This is a genomic window from Pseudoalteromonas sp. MMG006, assembly GCF_018101025.1.
GTDB lineage: Bacteria > Pseudomonadota > Gammaproteobacteria > Enterobacterales > Alteromonadaceae > Pseudoalteromonas.
The window spans coordinates 1-17816 of record NZ_JAGJEJ010000004.1; the positions used below are offsets into that span (position 1 = coordinate 1).

The 17816-nt window shown below is 39.3% G+C and carries 16 protein-coding genes and 1 pseudogene; 8 read left to right on the forward strand and 9 right to left on the reverse strand.

What is annotated here, in order from left to right:
- Nucleotides 1–161: 161 nt before the first annotated feature.
- Nucleotides 162–293: pseudogene (locus J8L73_RS05750) on the reverse strand (benzoate/H(+) symporter BenE family transporter); the annotation flags it as partial.
- A 491-nt stretch (nucleotides 294–784) separates the two neighbouring features.
- Here J8L73_RS05750 and J8L73_RS05755 point away from each other — a divergent pair.
- The 6 genes from J8L73_RS05755 (at nucleotide 785) to J8L73_RS05780 (ending at nucleotide 6450) form a co-directional block, all read left to right on the forward strand.
- Nucleotides 785–1498: a hypothetical protein gene (locus tag J8L73_RS05755; protein ID WP_211001026.1), complete on the forward strand. Its 714-nt coding sequence runs from the start codon at nucleotides 785–787 to the stop codon at nucleotides 1496–1498.
- 30 nt (nucleotides 1499–1528) lie between these two features.
- On the forward strand, nucleotides 1529–2272 hold the full coding sequence (locus tag J8L73_RS05760; RefSeq protein WP_211001027.1) for a reprolysin-like metallopeptidase: 744 nt from the start codon (nucleotides 1529–1531) through the stop codon (nucleotides 2270–2272).
- A 167-nt stretch (nucleotides 2273–2439) separates the two neighbouring features.
- Nucleotides 2440–3756: a DUF5666 domain-containing protein gene (locus J8L73_RS05765; RefSeq protein WP_211015353.1), complete on the forward strand. Its 1317-nt coding sequence runs from the start codon at nucleotides 2440–2442 to the stop codon at nucleotides 3754–3756.
- Between the two features lie 141 nt (nucleotides 3757–3897).
- Nucleotides 3898–4431, forward strand: a complete 534-nt coding sequence (locus tag J8L73_RS05770; protein ID WP_211015355.1) for a PepSY domain-containing protein — start codon at nucleotides 3898–3900, stop codon at nucleotides 4429–4431.
- Nucleotides 4431–5120: a response regulator transcription factor gene (locus J8L73_RS05775; RefSeq protein ID WP_211015357.1), complete on the forward strand. Its 690-nt coding sequence runs from the start codon at nucleotides 4431–4433 to the stop codon at nucleotides 5118–5120. Before J8L73_RS05770 ends, J8L73_RS05775 begins: the two co-directional genes overlap by 1 nt.
- Entirely contained in the window at nucleotides 5113–6450 is a 1338-nt protein-coding gene (locus J8L73_RS05780; protein WP_211015359.1) for an ATP-binding protein, read from the forward strand. Before J8L73_RS05775 ends, J8L73_RS05780 begins: the two co-directional genes overlap by 8 nt.
- A gap of 91 nt (nucleotides 6451–6541) precedes the next feature.
- Here J8L73_RS05780 and J8L73_RS05785 read toward each other — a convergent pair whose 3' ends face one another.
- A complete protein-coding gene (locus J8L73_RS05785) occupies nucleotides 6542–7765 on the reverse strand; it encodes an ectonucleotide pyrophosphatase/phosphodiesterase (protein ID WP_211015361.1) in 1224 nt (407 codons plus the stop codon).
- Between the two features lie 134 nt (nucleotides 7766–7899).
- Here J8L73_RS05785 and dgt point away from each other — a divergent pair, with 134 nt between their 5' ends.
- A complete protein-coding gene (gene dgt / locus J8L73_RS05790) occupies nucleotides 7900–9363 on the forward strand; it encodes a dGTPase (protein WP_211015363.1) in 1464 nt (487 codons plus the stop codon).
- Nucleotides 9364–9442: 79 nt separating this feature from the next.
- Nucleotides 9443–11188, forward strand: a complete 1746-nt coding sequence (locus tag J8L73_RS05795) for a cell surface protein (RefSeq protein WP_211015365.1) — start codon at nucleotides 9443–9445, stop codon at nucleotides 11186–11188.
- Nucleotides 11189–11458: 270 nt separating this feature from the next.
- Here the strand turns inward: J8L73_RS05795 and J8L73_RS05800 are convergent, their stop codons facing one another.
- The 7 genes from J8L73_RS05800 to J8L73_RS05830 all read right to left on the reverse strand — a co-directional run bounded on the left by J8L73_RS05800 (nucleotide 11459) and on the right by J8L73_RS05830 (nucleotide 17815).
- Nucleotides 11459–12556: a Fic family protein gene (locus tag J8L73_RS05800; RefSeq protein ID WP_211015367.1), complete on the reverse strand. Its 1098-nt coding sequence runs from the start codon at nucleotides 12554–12556 to the stop codon at nucleotides 11459–11461.
- Nucleotides 12557–13124: 568 nt separating this feature from the next.
- Nucleotides 13125–14000, reverse strand: a complete 876-nt coding sequence (locus J8L73_RS05805; RefSeq protein ID WP_211015369.1) for a nuclease-related domain-containing protein — start codon at nucleotides 13998–14000, stop codon at nucleotides 13125–13127.
- Nucleotides 14001–14275: 275 nt separating this feature from the next.
- Entirely contained in the window at nucleotides 14276–15409 is a 1134-nt protein-coding gene (locus J8L73_RS05810) for a DUF1570 domain-containing protein (RefSeq protein ID WP_211015371.1), read from the reverse strand.
- A 2-nt stretch (nucleotides 15410–15411) separates the two neighbouring features.
- Nucleotides 15412–15897: a hypothetical protein gene (locus J8L73_RS05815; protein WP_211015373.1), complete on the reverse strand. Its 486-nt coding sequence runs from the start codon at nucleotides 15895–15897 to the stop codon at nucleotides 15412–15414.
- Nucleotides 15898–16045: 148 nt separating this feature from the next.
- Complete coding sequence (locus tag J8L73_RS05820) at nucleotides 16046–16240, reverse strand: hypothetical protein (protein WP_211001038.1); 195 nt, start codon at nucleotides 16238–16240, stop codon at nucleotides 16046–16048.
- 131 nt (nucleotides 16241–16371) lie between these two features.
- Nucleotides 16372–17169, reverse strand: coding sequence for a hypothetical protein (locus J8L73_RS05825; RefSeq protein WP_211015375.1), 798 nt, complete (start codon nucleotides 17167–17169; stop codon nucleotides 16372–16374).
- Between the two features lie 10 nt (nucleotides 17170–17179).
- Complete coding sequence (locus J8L73_RS05830) at nucleotides 17180–17815, reverse strand: OmpA family protein (RefSeq protein ID WP_211001040.1); 636 nt, start codon at nucleotides 17813–17815, stop codon at nucleotides 17180–17182.
- Nucleotide 17816: the final 1 nt, after the last annotated feature.

The following is a 17816-nucleotide window of genomic DNA, read 5'->3' on the forward strand; positions in this document are numbered from 1 at the left end:
TTTGGGATTCAATTTATCTCGAAAATAGTCTTTTAAAATAATTAGAAGCTTCGCTTCTCGCGTGAGCAAGCTCTACGCCTACCAAACAAGCCGAACTTAAATGCAACGTAGACGCGCAGCTTGCTGGCGTGACGAGCGCAGCTCGTAATTTTTCATAATATTTATACAAGGTATGCAAGAACTCCCCAAAATGCGGAGCCAACCGACAGTATGGTCAAATCAGATGCAGTAACCAAAAACGTAATTATAGCGGCTTCAGTGTATTCGTTGCCATTAAGTGCTTGAGGTAAACTCGCAACTAACTCTGGCGTTCCACCTGATAAATCAACGCAATTGAACTCGAAAAAACAATAATTACAGCTAAAAGCCCTGCTGTAGTTCTGTTGAGCAGCTGGTCAGATACATTCATAAATCCCTCTCGCACTATTTATGATTCATCAACATACGTCGCATATAATTGATTAGCAATTAGCCATTACGCTAAAAAGAATAAAATTATTTCATTTTTATTTTTTATTTAGACTTTTATAAAACAGCCCCTGAGAATTGTATTTAACTAAATAAACAAACTCCCTTAAAACACTCCTGCAGAGCGCATTAACACTGGAAAAACCAATACAAAAAACTAGAATTAGTGCCCCCTAAAAAATGCAATCTTAAATTTAACAAGCAGTTATAAAACCCTCCATTACTACTTTATAATTACATTTATAAACTTGATCTAAACCACTTTATACTATAAAACGTAACACCCAATTAACTTAAAACCCCATAAGAGAAACAAATGAAACGTTATGTTGCCTTAATTATTGCTATTCCTTTATCGGCATATGCTATTTATTCGTTTTTGAATATTCCCAAAAAAGCAGCAGAACCTATCACCCCCATAGCCATTGATGTAGTGCCTGTTAATTCTAAGTTTGCGACTAATCAAAAAGCACCTCAACCAATTGATATGAGCAAAGCGCCAATAATAACTAAAAATATTGAGCCTGAACAAAACCTAGCTCCCGAGCATTTCGATGCCATTAATAAGCTCTCGGATGACGCAAAAACAATACTTAAGCACGCCAAAGTTTTACCAACCGATTTAAACAACGAAGCCTACATTGAGTTTGATTTGCCAACGTTAAAAGCTCTAAAAATGGGTGACAACTTTGATTTAGCCATTCCGCAAACAGCAGAAACTTACACTGCAGAGATCACAAATATAAGTGAAGCAAGTAATGGCGATAAAAGCATTTTTGGCCAAGTAACCGGTTTAGATGGGCGTATGCACAATACCGTTTTAACAGTAGGAAACAACGCAGTTTACGGTCAATTTACGACCGCTAATGGTAATTACGTTTTTGAAAGTAAAGGTAAATATGGCTGGATAGCCGCTAAGCGCGATTTATACAAAAGCCACATTGAGCACGACACCAGCTCACTTTCGCCAAATACACAAAAAGGAATTGACGTATTTGCACCTAAAAAAGATGAAAATTTAACGAATTAAAAACCACTACAAAAGTAAGGAAATACAACAATGAAAAAAGTAATCTCAGCCACTGCAATTGCAGCAACATTATGTGTAGCAAGTGTTGCTCAAGCCGAAACAATTGATATTGGTATTTTATATACAGATCAATCAGCGGCTGCAACAAGTGACATTACAACTAAAATTAACCAGCTAATTGCTTTTAGCAATCAAGTATATAGCCAAAATGGTGTAGACATAACACTGCGCTTAGCTGGTACTCAAAACCTAGGCGATTACGCTATCACTCCATCTGAAGAATGGCTAGATGCTGTAACCGACAGTAGCTACGTTGATGGTTTACGCACAGATTGGAAAGCCGACATGATTGCTGTACTAGGTACAGGCCAAAGTGCTGGTAACGGCTTAATCTCTTGTGGCTTAGCGTGGGTTGGCCAAGGCACAAATGGTAACTTATATAGCTCAATGAGCGATCGCATGTACTCAATTACGGCTATTGATTGTGGCGCAACAACGTTTGTACACGAACTTGGCCATAACCAAGGCCTAGCCCATTCGCGTAAGCAAGGCGACACATCGGGTGGTGTGTATGTTGATGGTATGGGTCACGGTGTACAAGACGAATTTGCAAGTATTATGGCCTACCCGCACGTTTACGGTAGTGCAACACAATACGATTACTTTTCAAATCCTAGCTGGACCGTTAACGGTTTAGCGTTTGGTATTACTAACCAAGCCTATGCGATTCGTACTGTTACCGACACCAAAACAAGCATTGCTAACTTTAAATAAGTGAATTAAAGCAGGCTGTATATAGCCTGCTTAGTTTGTTATTCCCTTTGGGGCGCTTCGGCGCTCTTTTTTTACTTTAAAACATTAACAAAATTTAATGTTACGTCCACCTTTACAATATTTAGTACTCGGTAAACTTACTCCATATTAATAACTCGGAGTAAATTATGAATAATCACCCATTTAAAAATACTGTTAAGCTCATTTCTTTATCTGCAATTTCTCTCGCTCTGTGCGCATGCGGCAGCAACTCATCAAATAATGAAAACGATGCCATTTCTGAGGTTAGTAACTTTCCAAGCGTTATTATTGGCCAAGTATCTGAAGTAACAAGTAATGCAATTACTATAAATAGCCATACAGTACCTGCAGGCTCTGCCGAGGTAGAACTAGCCGGCAATAACGCAAGCCTATCCGATATAAAAGTAGGTATGTATGTTGAAGTCGAGACCAACGGCTCACAAGCAACTGAAATAGAATACGATCCACTATTAAAAGGCCCTGTGTTTATTGATGGCGATACGCTAAGCATTGCAGGCACCACCTTAAATAACGTACAAAACGCAAATATTACCCAAGGTGAATTACTTGAAGTAAGCGGATACAGTGATTCTACTAATAGCATTAATGTTACTTATCAAGCTGCTATTAATAACCCACAAGAAGAACTAGAGTTACTGGGCAATATAAGTAATTTAAATACTCAATCAGGCACTTTTAATTTAGGCAATTTAGTCATTAACTACCAACAAGCCGAAGTAGACGGCTTACTAAGTAATGGTCAGCGTGTAGAAGTAGAAGGCACTTTAAATGACGGGCGTGTTATTGCTACAGAAGTAGATGCAGAGCAAAGTGTAGACTTTAACAACGATACACAAGCCGAGCTTGAAGGCATCATCACCTTTGTAAATAGCAGCCAAACCCTTATAACCTTAAATTCTAAATGGCAGATCACGGTTAATGAGCAAACCCAATTTGAAGACGGCACTATTAATGACTTAATTACCGGGCAGCGCATTGAGATAGACGCAAACTGGCAGCAAAGTAACAACCAGCTTATTGCCACAAATATTGAGTTTGAGAGTAATAACACCGAGCCAACAGTTACAAATTATACATTTTCGGTTTCTGGGCTAGTAACGTACAACAATAATATTGCCACTATAAATGGCAATAACTTTACGCTAACTAACCAAACCCGCTACGAAGATGGCTTAACTGCCAACACCTTAAACAACCAATGGCTAGAACTTGAGGGTACCTACAACAGCGAGCAAGTACTTGTTAGCGAAGTTGAAATTGAAGACAACACCAACACCCTTGATTTAAAAGGTAATGTGGCGCTAAATGAAAACAGCCAAGCTACACTATGGGGTTATGTAAGTGAAGATAACACCCTATCGCAATTTACAGACCAATACGTAGAGCTTGAGTGCCAGTGGGTAAACACTAACCAAGTAAGAGCCTGCGTACTAGACGATTAATTACAATAGTTACGTTTAACTTTGCAAAGGGCTTGCTTACCTTTTTCGGTAACAAGCCCTACTAAAGTTAAACATATTCTTAGGTTTATTTGATAAACTAATTTGCATTAAAAACAACGTTCAAACCATAAGAGCCTATTTATGAAATATATTTTATTAAGCGCGGCCCTGTTTGTTAGCGCATTTTGCCAAGCAAATAACCCTGCCATATTTAATAAGCTCAATACCGCTAAAGAACCCTCGGCTCAAAGCATTTTAGCTAAAATAGAGACCCAATATGCTAACCAAGGTGTAATTGTAGAGTTTGAACTTGAGTTTGAAAAAGGCATTACACTTTACGAAGTAACCTTATTTGATGAGCAAAACAAACGTTTTATTGAGCTAATTGTTAATGCACAAGGCCAAGTAACTGAACAAGAATACGAACAACCAGAACTCGACGAAGAAGACGAAGTAGCTGCAGCTAAGCTAATGAAGCAAAAAAACTACCGCATGCATCAACTTGTAAAATCAATAAGTCCCGAACCGCCCTATTATTTATTAGAGTCGCAATTAGAGCAAGATATTGGCATAACTTACCTAGTGGCTACCTTTATTACAGAAAAAGGCAGGCATAAACAAGCCATAGACTTAGCCACTGGTAAAAACTTACCATTGCTACGCTGGGGTAATTAATGAAACTACTTTTAGTCGAAGACGATAAACAAAATCGTGAATTTTTATATAAAGCATTTAGTGAACAAGGCTACACAGTAGACACCGCAGCAGACGGCCAACAAGCATTGCTTATGGCTACCTGCGAAGAACACGACATAATAATACTCGACCGTATGTTACCTAAGCTCGATGGCTTACAAGTGCTCGCCGCACTTAGAGCAACCGGTAAAAGCACTCCCGTACTTATACTCTCAGCACTTGATAAAGTAGATGAAAGAGTAGCAGGTTTAAAAGCCGGTGGAGATGATTACCTTACTAAACCTTTTGCGTTTTCTGAGCTTGCAATAAGAGTAGAAAAACTCGTAAAACGTCCTTCGCAATCCACGCAAAAAACAACCACCGTAGAATTTGAAAACGTAAGCCTAGATTTTCGCCACTACAAAGCACAAATAAACGGAAAAACACTAAACTTACAACCAAAAGAATTTAAGTTATTACACTTTTTGCTAGAGCATAAAAATAAATTAGTTACCCGCACCTTATTGTTTGAATCTGTTTGGGAGTACCACTTTAACCCAGGCACCAACGTAATTGACGTACACATCGCAAGGCTGCGTAAAAAACTTATGCAGCACAACGCCAACGTACAAATACACACTATACGCGGGGTAGGCTACCGCTTACAAAAAGCGAGTGCCAATGAATAGTAAGCGCTCTTTATGGTGGCAATTTAATCCTCGCGTAAGCTCTGTTTGGCGCTTAACACTTGCTTTTGCCACTATTACCTCGGTGGTACTCGTGCTGTGTATTGTACTTATTTACCAGTTATTACTTGGTGAGCAAACACGCCAAGTAGAAAGGCGTTTAAACGCCGAGCAAGTACGTATAGAAGGATTGGCAAACAAATTTGATAAAGCTTCGTTTTTTAAGCAACTTAATGTTTTTAGAAACGAAGGCGATATTTTAATATTTTGGCAAAATGATAAAAACCAAAGCCAAGGGTTGAGCTTTTTCCCAAACGATATTCCTAAACTGCCCAAAACCGTTGAGTTTCCGGTACTCGATACGCAGCGCGGTCAAATACGCTTACTCACCACTGGCATAGTAAACACACAACACGGTAACGTAGTTATTGCTACAGCCACTGAGCATTTAAGTCGCTTAATTACAGAGTTTAAAACCATTGCTACATGGGCGTGTTTACTTAGTTTAATACTCACATGTGTATTTGGTTATATATTTGCTAGACGACATTTACGCCGCGTAAATTATTTTAATAACGTGGCAGAGCAAGTTCAAAAAGGCGATTTATCTGCGCGAGTAGTACATAAGCAAAAAGGCGATGAGTTTGTTACTTTGGCTAAACACATTAATACCATGCTACAAAGTATTGAAGAAAACTTTGCCCTAGTACAAGGCATAACCGACAACATTGCCCACGATTTAAAAACACCGCTTACTCGCTTGCGCTTACATTTAGAAAGCGAAGCCATTAAACAGCCAAGCCTAGGCATAGCAATAGAACAACTAGAAAGCGTATTACATACCTTTGATGCCATGCTAAAACTAACACGTTTAGAGCATGGGCAATTTCCGCTAAAGTTAGAGCCCGTTAATGCCTTAACTCTAATTAACGACATAATAGATATTCTTGAACCCACAGCAGAGCAAAATCAGCAGCATATAATACTGCATAAAAACCACGATCTTATTTTTGAAGGCGACAAAAACTTATTGTTTCAAGCGTGTTATAACCTGCTACAAAACGCCATAAAATATGCAGGTAACGGCGCTAAAATTACAATAACGCTTTCTCAATACAGTATAAAAATTAGCGATAATGGAAAAGGTGTAAATAAGCAGCAATTAACGCAACTAACCAAACGCTTTTACCGAAGCGACCTAGCAAGGCAAAAAGACGGCTTTGGGCTAGGCCTTGCCACTGTAAAAGCTATATGTGAGCGCCATAACTTTACGCTAACTCTTCAAAGCGATGAACACGGGTTTAGCAGCATTATTAGTAGTAAATGTATGTAAAAAAAAGCCTGTAAGTAAGCACTTACAGGCTTTAAAAAACTCAAATTGCTAATAACGTCTTAATTTTATTTACTGTAGAGTGCTACAGCCTCTAATGCACAACTATTTTTTGTTTAATAGCCGGCATTAACGTTTTACCGTCGCCATCTACTTTATTTAAAAGCTTAAGCCCCATTACTTTTGCAAGTACTGGGTAAATATCAAGGTTGCTTACTTTTTCTAGTTTTACACCTTGTTTAAAGGCTGGGCCAACTGCTACAAGCGATGCCGCCATGTCATCAGTATAAGCATAGCCGTGCGTGCCTAAATACATTGCTTTATCCGAATTGGTAAATACTGCCGGTGCTGTAGTTTGCACTACAATATCGCCCACTCGAGTGCCTTTATTATAATGATACCCAGCTAACTGCTCGTCAGTTAACACTGTATAACGCCCTTTAGCAGCCTTTTTCAAACGTGCTTTGTAGCCTTCAATATCTGCATTTCTAGCATCTGGCTGCGTATAAATTAATAAGCGAGGGCCTGTGTTTTTAACTAAAAAGTTTTCGTCTTGTGGCAGTGTTGAAATATCAATACTTTGCTCAGGGTTTACGTGCGCCATACCATGGTCCGACACAATAACTAAGTTAACGTCTTGCTCTAGTTTACTTAAACGGGTTTGTAATTGGCCCATTAATTCGTCTAATTGTTTTACTGCATCGCGAGTTTGCGGTGCGTCGGGTCCAAACTCATGCCCCATGCTATCAACAAGCGAAAAATAACTCGCTACAAAGCGTGGGCGCTGCGCTTTAGGTAAACTCAACCACTGTATAATTTGATCTACACGGCCTTGGTATTCACTGTGCTTAGAGTAATGAAAGTAATAGTCGGGCGTCATGCCGTTAAAGCGCGCATCCGACTCAGGCCAAAAATAAGTCGCTGATTTTAACCCCTGCATTTTTGCTAAATTCCAAAGTGGAATGCCTTTTACCCACGTACTATCGCGCATGCCTTTACCCATGCTGTAACACTCATTTTTACGCGCTTTATCACAAAAGTTATTATCAACAATGCCATGGTTTACAGGCAGTAAACCCGTAATTATAGAAATATGATTAGGAAACGTTTTAGTTGGGTAAACAGGTATAAGTTTTTGCGCCCGTACACCACGCTCGCCCATTGCTTTTAAATTAGGTGCGCCGTGTTTTTCTATGTAATCCCAACGCAGGCCATCTATTGATACCAGCACCACTGTTTGCTCTTTAGCCGCAAAAGCCGTTTGGCTCGTTAACACTAATAAGCACAATAAGAGTGCCCTTGAAAATACAGTTTCCATTATAAATACCTATAAATGCACAACAATTATCCAAAAAATTATTTTAAAGCAAGTTGTTACTATATGATACAAACTGATAGATTAACTTTATAAAACATCAATGACGCTGCGCGCAATTGGCATACGGAGAAACGATGATCGACTTTAGTAAAAAAATAACCCCAGCGCGTATGTATCGCACCACCGCAAATTTACAAATGGCGATGGAAAGCGATCGTGGTCGCATTATTAATAGTGCTGCTATTCGTCGTTTGCAGCAAAAAACTCAGGTTTTTCCGCTAGAGCGAAATGCAGCGGTGCGCTCGCGGTTAACGCACTCACTAGAAGTACAACAAGTGGGCCGTTTTATAGTGCAGCGTATTTTTGCTAATTTAAGCTTTGAGCAACAAACCGAGCTTGGCTTAAAAGGGCTAGAACGCCCCCTCGAAAGCCTAGTAGAAATGGCCTGCCTAATGCACGATATAGGCAATCCACCGTTTGGGCATTTTGGCGAAGCTGCAATAAATCACTGGTTTAATAATAATTTAGCGAGTGTTACACCAGAGCGCTGCAAAGAGCCAAACACCGGCATAGGCGTTATTTTTAAACACCTAGCGCTCGATATTTGTAACTTTGAAGGTAATGCACAAGGCATACGCATTATTCATTCGCTGCAAACACTTAATTTAACCTACAGCCAAAGCGCGGGTATTTTAAAATACACCCGCCCAGCAGGGCTTGATATAAAAGACATACCGCAAAACAAAAATTACTTAATGAAAAAAGTAGGTTACTACTACAGTGAAAAAGCCTTTGTAGAAGCGCTTCAAAACGAGCTAACCATAGAGCCGTATTGCCGCCACCCAGCAAGTTATATTATGGAAGCCGCCGACGATATTTCGTATTGCCTAGCCGACATAGAAGACGCCGTAGAAAAAGACATAATAAGCACCGAGCTATTATGTCAGGCGCTTAAAAGTGAATATAAAAAGGCATTAATAAATTTAACCATAGACGACGCAGAGCACCTATCTTTTGTAGATAAAGCAGTAGATTACGCACTCGAACGCGCACAGGCTCAGCCGTATAACTTTAACAGCGAATTTTTTATATACCTGCGAGTAGCGCTGCTACACCCGCTGGTAAACCATGCAGCCAAGCGCTTTATTGAAAACATAGAACCCATTTACCATGGCGATTTTAACCAAGCACTACTTGAAGATAGCAGCCATTTACACGCGGTAACTAAAACACTTAAGCAAGTGGCCAGCAAGCATGTGTTTTCTAATAAAGAGGTCGAAAAGCTAGAGCTGCAAGGCTATAGAATAATTAACGGCCTGCTTGATTGTTACAAACCTCTACTACAGCTAACCAGCGACGACTTTAGGCGCGCACTTAATGGCGACTCACGCTTATTAATAGAGTCGCGTTTAGTTAAAAAGCTCTCTAAAAAACATCTAAACAGTTATCAACATGCAATAGATGCCATGCAAGAAGAGCCCGACCACTTTGCAGCGTACGAGTTTTATTATCGCTGTAGGCTAATTCAAGATTATATAAGCGGCATGACAGATCAATTTGCCTACGACGAGTATCGTAGCCTGATGGTTATAGATTAACGAGTATATTCCTAAATCCTAGATAATTTTTAATTTAGCGCTTAAAATCAAACTATTAATATTTAAGCGCTGTAACTTTATGATCGTGAAATTAGTTAGACTTACTCTATGTTTTGCCTTTTTTTATAGCGCACAAAGCGCTGCATACAACGAGGCTATGTGCATTTTAATAAAACAAGAAATGCAGCAAAACAGCAATAATAAAGCCAGCCGACAATACCGAAAATCCGCGCGCGACTACAAAAATAACTGTAATAAGCCAAAGCAAGTTCAAACTCAGCCTAAGCCGCAAATAATAGAGCCAGAGCCAACACCTATAGTTACTCAGCCACAGCCTGTAATTGTAGAGCCCGCACCTGTAGTTGAGCCCACAGCCGTACCCGCTGATAGCATAAACGAAGAAGCACTTAATTTAACAGGCGAGCAAAAACAACAAATAACTGAGCAGCAAAACACAAACGATGTAAATACAGCTAATGATCAGCCTCAAACACAAACCGAAAATGAGCAAAGCGCTACGCAAAACACAATTAATAAAAATGCTGATGAAAGCCAAAACCTAGCCGTACCGCCAGTTAAACAACCAAAAGTAGAGCCTATAAACACACCACCTGAAAACACGGCACCTATAAAAGCTCCGAGCAAACCAGCACCAATAATTACACCATCACCTGCAAGCTCAAGCTCGCTGTTATTACCGACATTAATTATTGTTATAGTGGTGCTAATTGGCGCAATGGTACTAGTGCGTATACGCCGCGCTAAACAACAAAAAACAGAGCCTGCTATGGGCACAGCCACTGCTGAAGCTTTAGTTAAAAACGCTAAAAGTGAGCAAAGCACAGCTAAAAGCACACCACAACCAGAGCCTGCCCCAGAGCAAGTAAATACCCAAAGTACTACCGCTGCTGCTGCGCCTATTAAAAAACAACATAAAGCGCCTTTAACACAAAGCACAGAGCCAAATGAACCTGCGCCACTAGAGATTAAAGCTGAGCAGGCTGATATACCAAATACACAAAACAAAACTCAGGAAGTAACTCAGCAAATGGCGGGGCAGCCAGATGAGCAACTAATCAATAATAAAACCATTAATACCAGCGAACAACCCATAGCTACAGCGTCTGAAATCGCTCAACCAACTGATGAACCTAGCGCCACTTTTAGCGATGCTAAACAAAAACCAGAGCCTAATACCGCCGAGTTTGAAGCAGCAGCCAAAACCACATTAGAGCGAATAAAAAGCGCCGATGAATTTAGCGAACCACAGGTACGTGAGTTTGTTCCTGATGCAAAACCCGTAAAAAGAAAGCGTAATCACGGCGCTCAAGTTACAGAGCCTACCCACTCAAAAACAGAGCACAACACTTTAGAGCAACCACAAAAAGCGCCTGAGCCAATAACACCTAGCGAGCCTGTTGCCGACTTACATACACCAAATAAAACAGTAAGCGATGAGGTTACATCATTCGCCACCGACCACGACTTTAAAGAGCCAGAAGTACGCACGTTCGATCCAAACGCCCCACTTCCAGGTAAAAAGCCAGCACCTAAAAAAGTTAAAGTTGAGCCAGAGCCTGAAAACATTGAGCCACAAATTGATGAGCCAACACCAGAGCCAGAGCAAGCTCCCTCAAAACCAGAGCCAGCACCAGAGCCAAAAAAGGCAGATAGCAGTAATCCATTTGCAAACCTATCACTTGATGAAAGCTGGGATCCAAACTCAAGCGAAAAACCCAAAATTGAAGAGAAAAAACGCGCCACTAAATCACAAGCACTTATAGACGCAGAAGAGCGCGCTAAAAACATGCAAACCAAAGAGTAATATTTACCCTTTGGTTGATTGCGTATTTAGCGGTTTGAATATTATGACAAATATTGACGTGGGGTTTAACGAGAGCAAGCTTGAGATGTATTTAAATAACTGAGCTTGCTACAAACACCGTAAAAATTAGTTTGAACGTACAAAAAGCGAAGCTTTTAAATAATAAGCGCAAGTTTACTTCGCGCTTTAATTAAATTATTCAACACGCCCTAGTTCAACTCACAATACTTATTTGCCTCACTTAATGAGTCGAATAAATATTTAATTGCCTCACTGGGTAACTTTGTAACGTGTACTGCGCCCACCTGCAGCAGTTTTAATTATAAACCCAAGTGTTTGTAAATCGGCTAAATGGCGCGTTGCAGTTGCGCGGCTAACCTTAGCCACCTTTTGATACTGACTCGCACTAATTCCGTGCTCAAACTGGCCATCGAGTAATTTATTAATTACTTTTACCTGTTGTTCACTTAGTTTTGCTTGCTCTTTACTTGCCCAGTAATTGGTTTTAAAAACTGTTTGCTCAATATTATTAAGCGTATGGTGTATCGCATTATTAAGCGTACATAAAAACCATTTAATCCACTGTGTAATACAAAGCCCACCACGCTGCGTGGCTTCTAGCACTTCGTAGTAACTTTTTCTATCATCTAGAATAGCCACCGACATAGCGTAAAACCGAATAGACTCAGCATACTTTTGTGCTAAAGCCAGATCGGTTATAAGCCGTGTTATTCGCCCGTTACCATCTTCAAGCGGATGTATTGTTACAAACCATAAATGTGCGATAGCTGCACGAATAAAAGGGTCTATTTGTGGATCGTTTTGCGTGTTGTTAAACCAGTTAAAAAATAGCGACAGCTCTTTATTTACTGCCTTTTTAGGGGGTGCTGTAAAATGTAATACCGGTTTATCTAAACGCCCCGACACCACCTGCATTGGCTCGTCGCCACGCAATTGCCCGCCCTCAATTTTAGTAAACAAGCTTTGCTCACCTGCAAATAATAAACGATGCCAGTTAAGCACCCGTTCTAAACCAAGCGGCGAATCTGTGTTCGTTATTGCATCAAGCATAATTTCTGCAAGATTATCGCTTTGCATAGTTGTTGGGTAAGGCTTCTCGTTAATATTGAGCTTTTTAGCAAGCGAAGAGCGAACCGAAAATGCATTAAGCTTTTCGCCCTCAATTGCACTGGAGTGAATAATATTCGCTAGTAAGGTATCAAGAGCTTGCTGCTTTTGATGAGCACTTTGCACGCCCATACGGCCCACTAACAAACCTTGGTTATATGAAAGCTCCCTGAGTAAAGGAGCAAGTGCCGCATCATCCCACGTAAAGTTTGGCCAGTTTTGTTGTTGCCATATCCACATAGTCTTTAGCCCTTAAGTTAGTTAGCTTAAGTCTATATGATTAAATTGCCTCATACAATGAGGCAAATAACACACTTAATTGCCTCATTGTTTTGCAAGCACTGCCGATTTAAAATTATGTTTACCTATATAGCGTTGGCGATGGCAATCAATTGGAAATGCCTTTTGCAGCAGCCTTTAAATGCATCGTAGGCGCTGAGCTTGCTCGCGCGAAAAGCGAAGCTTTTAAAATAATTTACATATACCGCATTGGCGATGGCAACCAGTAAGAAGCCCCCTTAGCAGCAGCCTTTAAATATACCGTAGGCGCTGAGCTTGCTCGCGCGAAAAGCGAAGCTTTTAAAATAATTTACATATATCGCGTTGGCGATGGCAACCATTAAGAAGCCCTCTTAGCAGCAGCCTTTAAATGTATCGTAGGCGCTGAGCTTGCTCGCGCGAAAGGCAAAGCTTTTAAATTATGTTTACATATATCGCGTTGGCGATGGCAATCATTAGGGAGCGCCTTTAACAGCAGCCTTTAAATGTATCGTAGGCGCCCAGCTTGCTCATGCGAAAAGCAACGCTTTTAAATTGCCTTACTATCGTTCAAGGCTCGCTGTACTACTTGATAACAAATAGCACGCTGCTGCTCTTGCTCTAAGCTAACCTGTCGCATCGAAAGGATTGTTTTAACTATTTGTTTGTGAGAAACGATAGGAAAGATTGGTCTCTGCTTTAGCTCTACAAACCAACCAGGAAAGCATAAAACAGGCACAGCTTGGGTGTTAAAACCCGTCGCCTCTCGCAGCCATTTATTCACCCAATTAGCTTGATTTTGAGCTTGCTCTAGCGGCTTACTTTCAAACCAAGAGGGAAACACTAAACGATTTTTCTCAAATTTAACTTTGTAGTTTGTATCGTCTTTTATTCGCTTATGCCTACCTTTGGTTTCAATGGCAAATATCCCATTTGGCCCAACAACCAAATGATCGATATTAAAACCATCAGCTTGTATATCATGAAATACCTGATAACCGTGTGACTGTAATTCTATAAGCTCTGAAGCAACGGCTAATTCTGCGTCGCGCCCGAGTTTTAGTTTTATTAAGTCGTTAGATTTAACCCAAAGCTTTCGTGCCACATAGATTAGTCCCAATGTAATCATAATAATTAAAAAGTAATTGAGCTTGCCGCTAGCAAACATTTCTGCAATGCCTTTAATAGCAAAAGGCATTGTGACTATTAAAGCAGATAAGAAGACAAGTCCTATTACATCAACAATCTTTTCATTAACTTGTTCATTTAATGTTTGCGCTGCAACACGTTTAAGCTTTTTACGATCTACGGGTAGTTTTGCATTCTTCTGATGAAGCCATATTTTGATAAACAAAACACCTAATAGTGAATAAACACTACCAATAACAAATAAAAGGCTTAAACCTTGGTTTAATAAATCATCCATGATGAGTTCCTATAGTAACAATGATTACTTTATACATTAAAAACAGGTACATGTCGTATAATTCAAACTGGAGTACAATCAATGCTACAAAGTTCACCTAAACACCTGTAGGCGCTGAGCTTGCTCGCGCGAAAAGCGAAGCTTTTAAAATAATTTACTAATATCGCATTGGCGATTGTAACCAGTAAGAAGCTCCCTTAGCAGCAGCCTTTAAATGTATCGTAGGCGCTGAGCTTGCTCGCGCGAAAAGCGAAGCTTTTAAATTTGTACCTTATTTAAAATATATGCGCTTTTATAGGCTTTCTTAATCGCTGAAAGTATTCACGATTAAAATTAGGAAATTGCTTATATATCATCGTTTGTAATTGCTTTTCAGATAGCTTATTACAGAGAAATTCTTGCTCAGCAAGCATTATATTCTTAAGTAACGCTCTCCCTGCTTGAGTATCCATTAAAAAGTAAATTGCAGCCCAACTGCTTGCATACAACTTACTGGTATTACCTTTTTTCCACGAGTCATCCAAAGCCACTAATGAATCAATCGAAAATACACTTTTAGTAATATTATTATTTTTTGTCCATGAACTATTCGGCTCAACAATAGCTGTTTGCATATTATTTTTAGTAAGCTCAAAGTATTCAGCAAACCCCTCGTTAAACCATCTCGAGGTGTAGCCTAAAACTGCTTTATTAATGGCGTGCACTGCTTCATGTACCGCAGTTCGCATTGCACTGTGTGCATTATCATAATGAATAAAAGCAAAATTACTCGCGTGAAAATACATACCCGCAGTGTTTGTAGGGTCAGCACCGCGTTGCTTAATCGCGGCCTCATAAGCACCGCGCGTAGGCAATACCGTTAAATTAAGCTTTACCTTTTTAAGTGCATGCACGCCAATAATCTGCCCGTATACTTTAAATACAGTATTGAGTTTTATGCGTAACGCTTGGTTAAATGACGAAGGTAAATTAGGCGTATTTAAAGTGAGATCAAAGTAATCTAACGGTTCAATAAAACCAGTATCGTAAGTTGCTACTGCAAAATCCGGTTTTTTATCACTAAAATGCGGTACACCGTCACTGTCTGTCCACGTAAATATATCGCCATTACGTTTATATTTAAGCTTACCCAACGACACATCCACGCAGCGCGTATTGTTAGCTTGCGATAAGTGATTATCGACAGGTACTGATGTATTTTGTAAAGTTGCCTTGCTTATATTTTTGAGCTGTTTAGTCGCTAACGGTTCAGTAGTTACCTGCGAGGTTAAACTACTATAAATTCGTTTAACCTCGCCTATAGGATCGTGATAATTAAATACCCGCCCAGTAAAATGATTAGCAATGAGAGCCGATGCAATTAGCAACACAAAAAATACAATCACCACGCGTAATTTTGTTTTAAACATATTTATGGGCGCCCTTGCCACTGTGCTTCAAACAACTCTTTTTGCTTACCCCGATACTCGCTACACCATACAAAGTCGGCCGACTTCATCCCTTTTTTACGGCAACGTTTGGGCAATTTATAAAACTTTGACCAAGCATCAAGCTTAGCGGCATCTTTATAGCTATCGCTATGCAAAGACATGTTTGATACTTTTTGATTGAGTAACCAATTGCTATTAGGCGTTCGAGTTGGGGTAAAAGAAGTAGCCTGATAAGCGCTACCACTCTTTTTAGGCATACTGCAGTGATTGGCAAGTAAGGTAAATAGCGCTTTATCGCGTGCGGTTAAGCGCTCACCTTCTTTATTACTGTAACCACTTCTAAATTGAGAGCGAATAGCTTCGCGCTGCTTTTTAATGCTATCGCATTGAGCTTGGGTGTAAGCCTCACCAGCTTGAGGAAAAGTTGTAAATACGCTAATAAATACCAGTAAAATCCATTTAATCATTATTCACTCCCTGAATTAAAGCTTTAAAATAGTGTACCTATAAATGTGAAAAAACACATCAATATTACTAATCCCAAAAGTAAAAATTAAACCACCACACTCCACAAAACCGTAGGTGCGATTTTACACCGCGCTTTCTCTTTAGTAACTAGCTCATTACCTCAATCAACAAACAAAGCTCACCTAAACACCTGTAGGCGCTGAGCTTGCTCGCGCGAAAAGCGAAGCTTTTAAAATAATTTACAAATATCACGTTGGCGATCACAGCCAAAGGGCGATCTTCTTCAAACAAGCTCTGCTGCAAATAATTCATCCGTGAAGCTGGGTTCCTGTCAGCATCCATGTTTCCATTTCCTCAAGCTGCAAAGTTACGCTTTGTGAAGGACACCCAAAACTGTTATATGACTTTCATCGCAAACATGCGTCAATTATCAATTGGGTTGTCCAGGAATAATAGGAAAAGGTCAGTAAATATTATGAGTCACTCATAATATTTTTACTATTCAACAATTCTTTGTACAACTTATACTGCTTTTGATTTTTCATATGGCTATGGTTTTCTTGTTCAGCATGGCAGCTAATGCATAATACTTTACAGTTTGCTGGTGTATTCCAATAATGGCTATGATTTAAATGATGCACATGTAGGTACTGTTTATATTTAAATAGATTTACACCACAATCCTCACAATTCCAATTATGTTTAGCACGAAGGTCTCGGCTAAATTGAGACCAATCCCTTTCTCCTATGAACTTATTTAATACACCTCCTTCATCAAATGCAATATTACTCAAAGCTAAGCTTTCATGAACAAAGTCAGCGAAACTAAAATTATTTGCTAGTTCGTTACATTTTTTTATATCTTTCCCTAGTGGAGGTAAAAAGTTGGGGAATAATTCTCGAATACAATACTGACACACTCCCATAGGGAGTAAGATTTCTTCTACCTCTATTACTTTCTTGCTGTTCCTAATATTAATACTAAAGAAGCCATCTGCACGGCTAGTAACGTGGTACTTACCGGGCGCATCTTTTATTTTTTTACAGTATGTTAAGTGTACTTTATTAGTTTTTTCTACTGCATTATTATGTGTAATCTTATCATAGTCGGATTGCTCTAAAATATTTTGATAAGCGAATACAGGCGTAGCATTTACTATAAAACCACCTGATGTACTCTTAAATTTATGTAATATTTCAGAATCATAATCGTCATCTACATTACTTAGTAGTGAAAGCCATGCAGAACGAAAACCTTTGAATTTAATCAAAATAGTATTCCTAGTTTTGTCTCTCTTTGAAAAGGATTTCTACACGTCTTTGTAAATTTGACTGCCCCCTGGTCAATTTATTATCAGACTCTATGAATGAAAAACCTTGCGCCATAAATTTAGATGCAATCGCTGTATTATTCCTAGGTAATGAGTGTAAGCAATAATCCATTGTATTCATTGCTCGCTCGAATGAAACTCTCATATTCCCTACAAATTTATTGCCTTCACCGCTCCAACTTTTATCTGTATGGCCACGAAAAACGACCTTTTCAATATTACTATCGGGGTTTTTCGTTACATTAATTATCTTGGGGCAAATAACATCTAATGAATTTTGAACTTTTTTGGTAAGGCTTGAATCATTCCTTTTAAATTTAAACCATGCAGTTAAAACACTATTTTTTTCATCCCAGTACAAACTTTGATCATTTTCAGATAAGGCTTCTAACTCTTCAAAAAACTTCTTATTGATCTGGAGTTGCTCTGTTTGAACTTTACTACCTGACTGCTCCGCAAACTTACTCATTAACTCACGCTTCTCAATAGCTAATAATGTGCCTAATAAAAATATAGTCATAAGCACAGTCATTAAATCTGAAATGGCTAACCCACTATCTTCCATATCCTGTGAACCAATTAACATA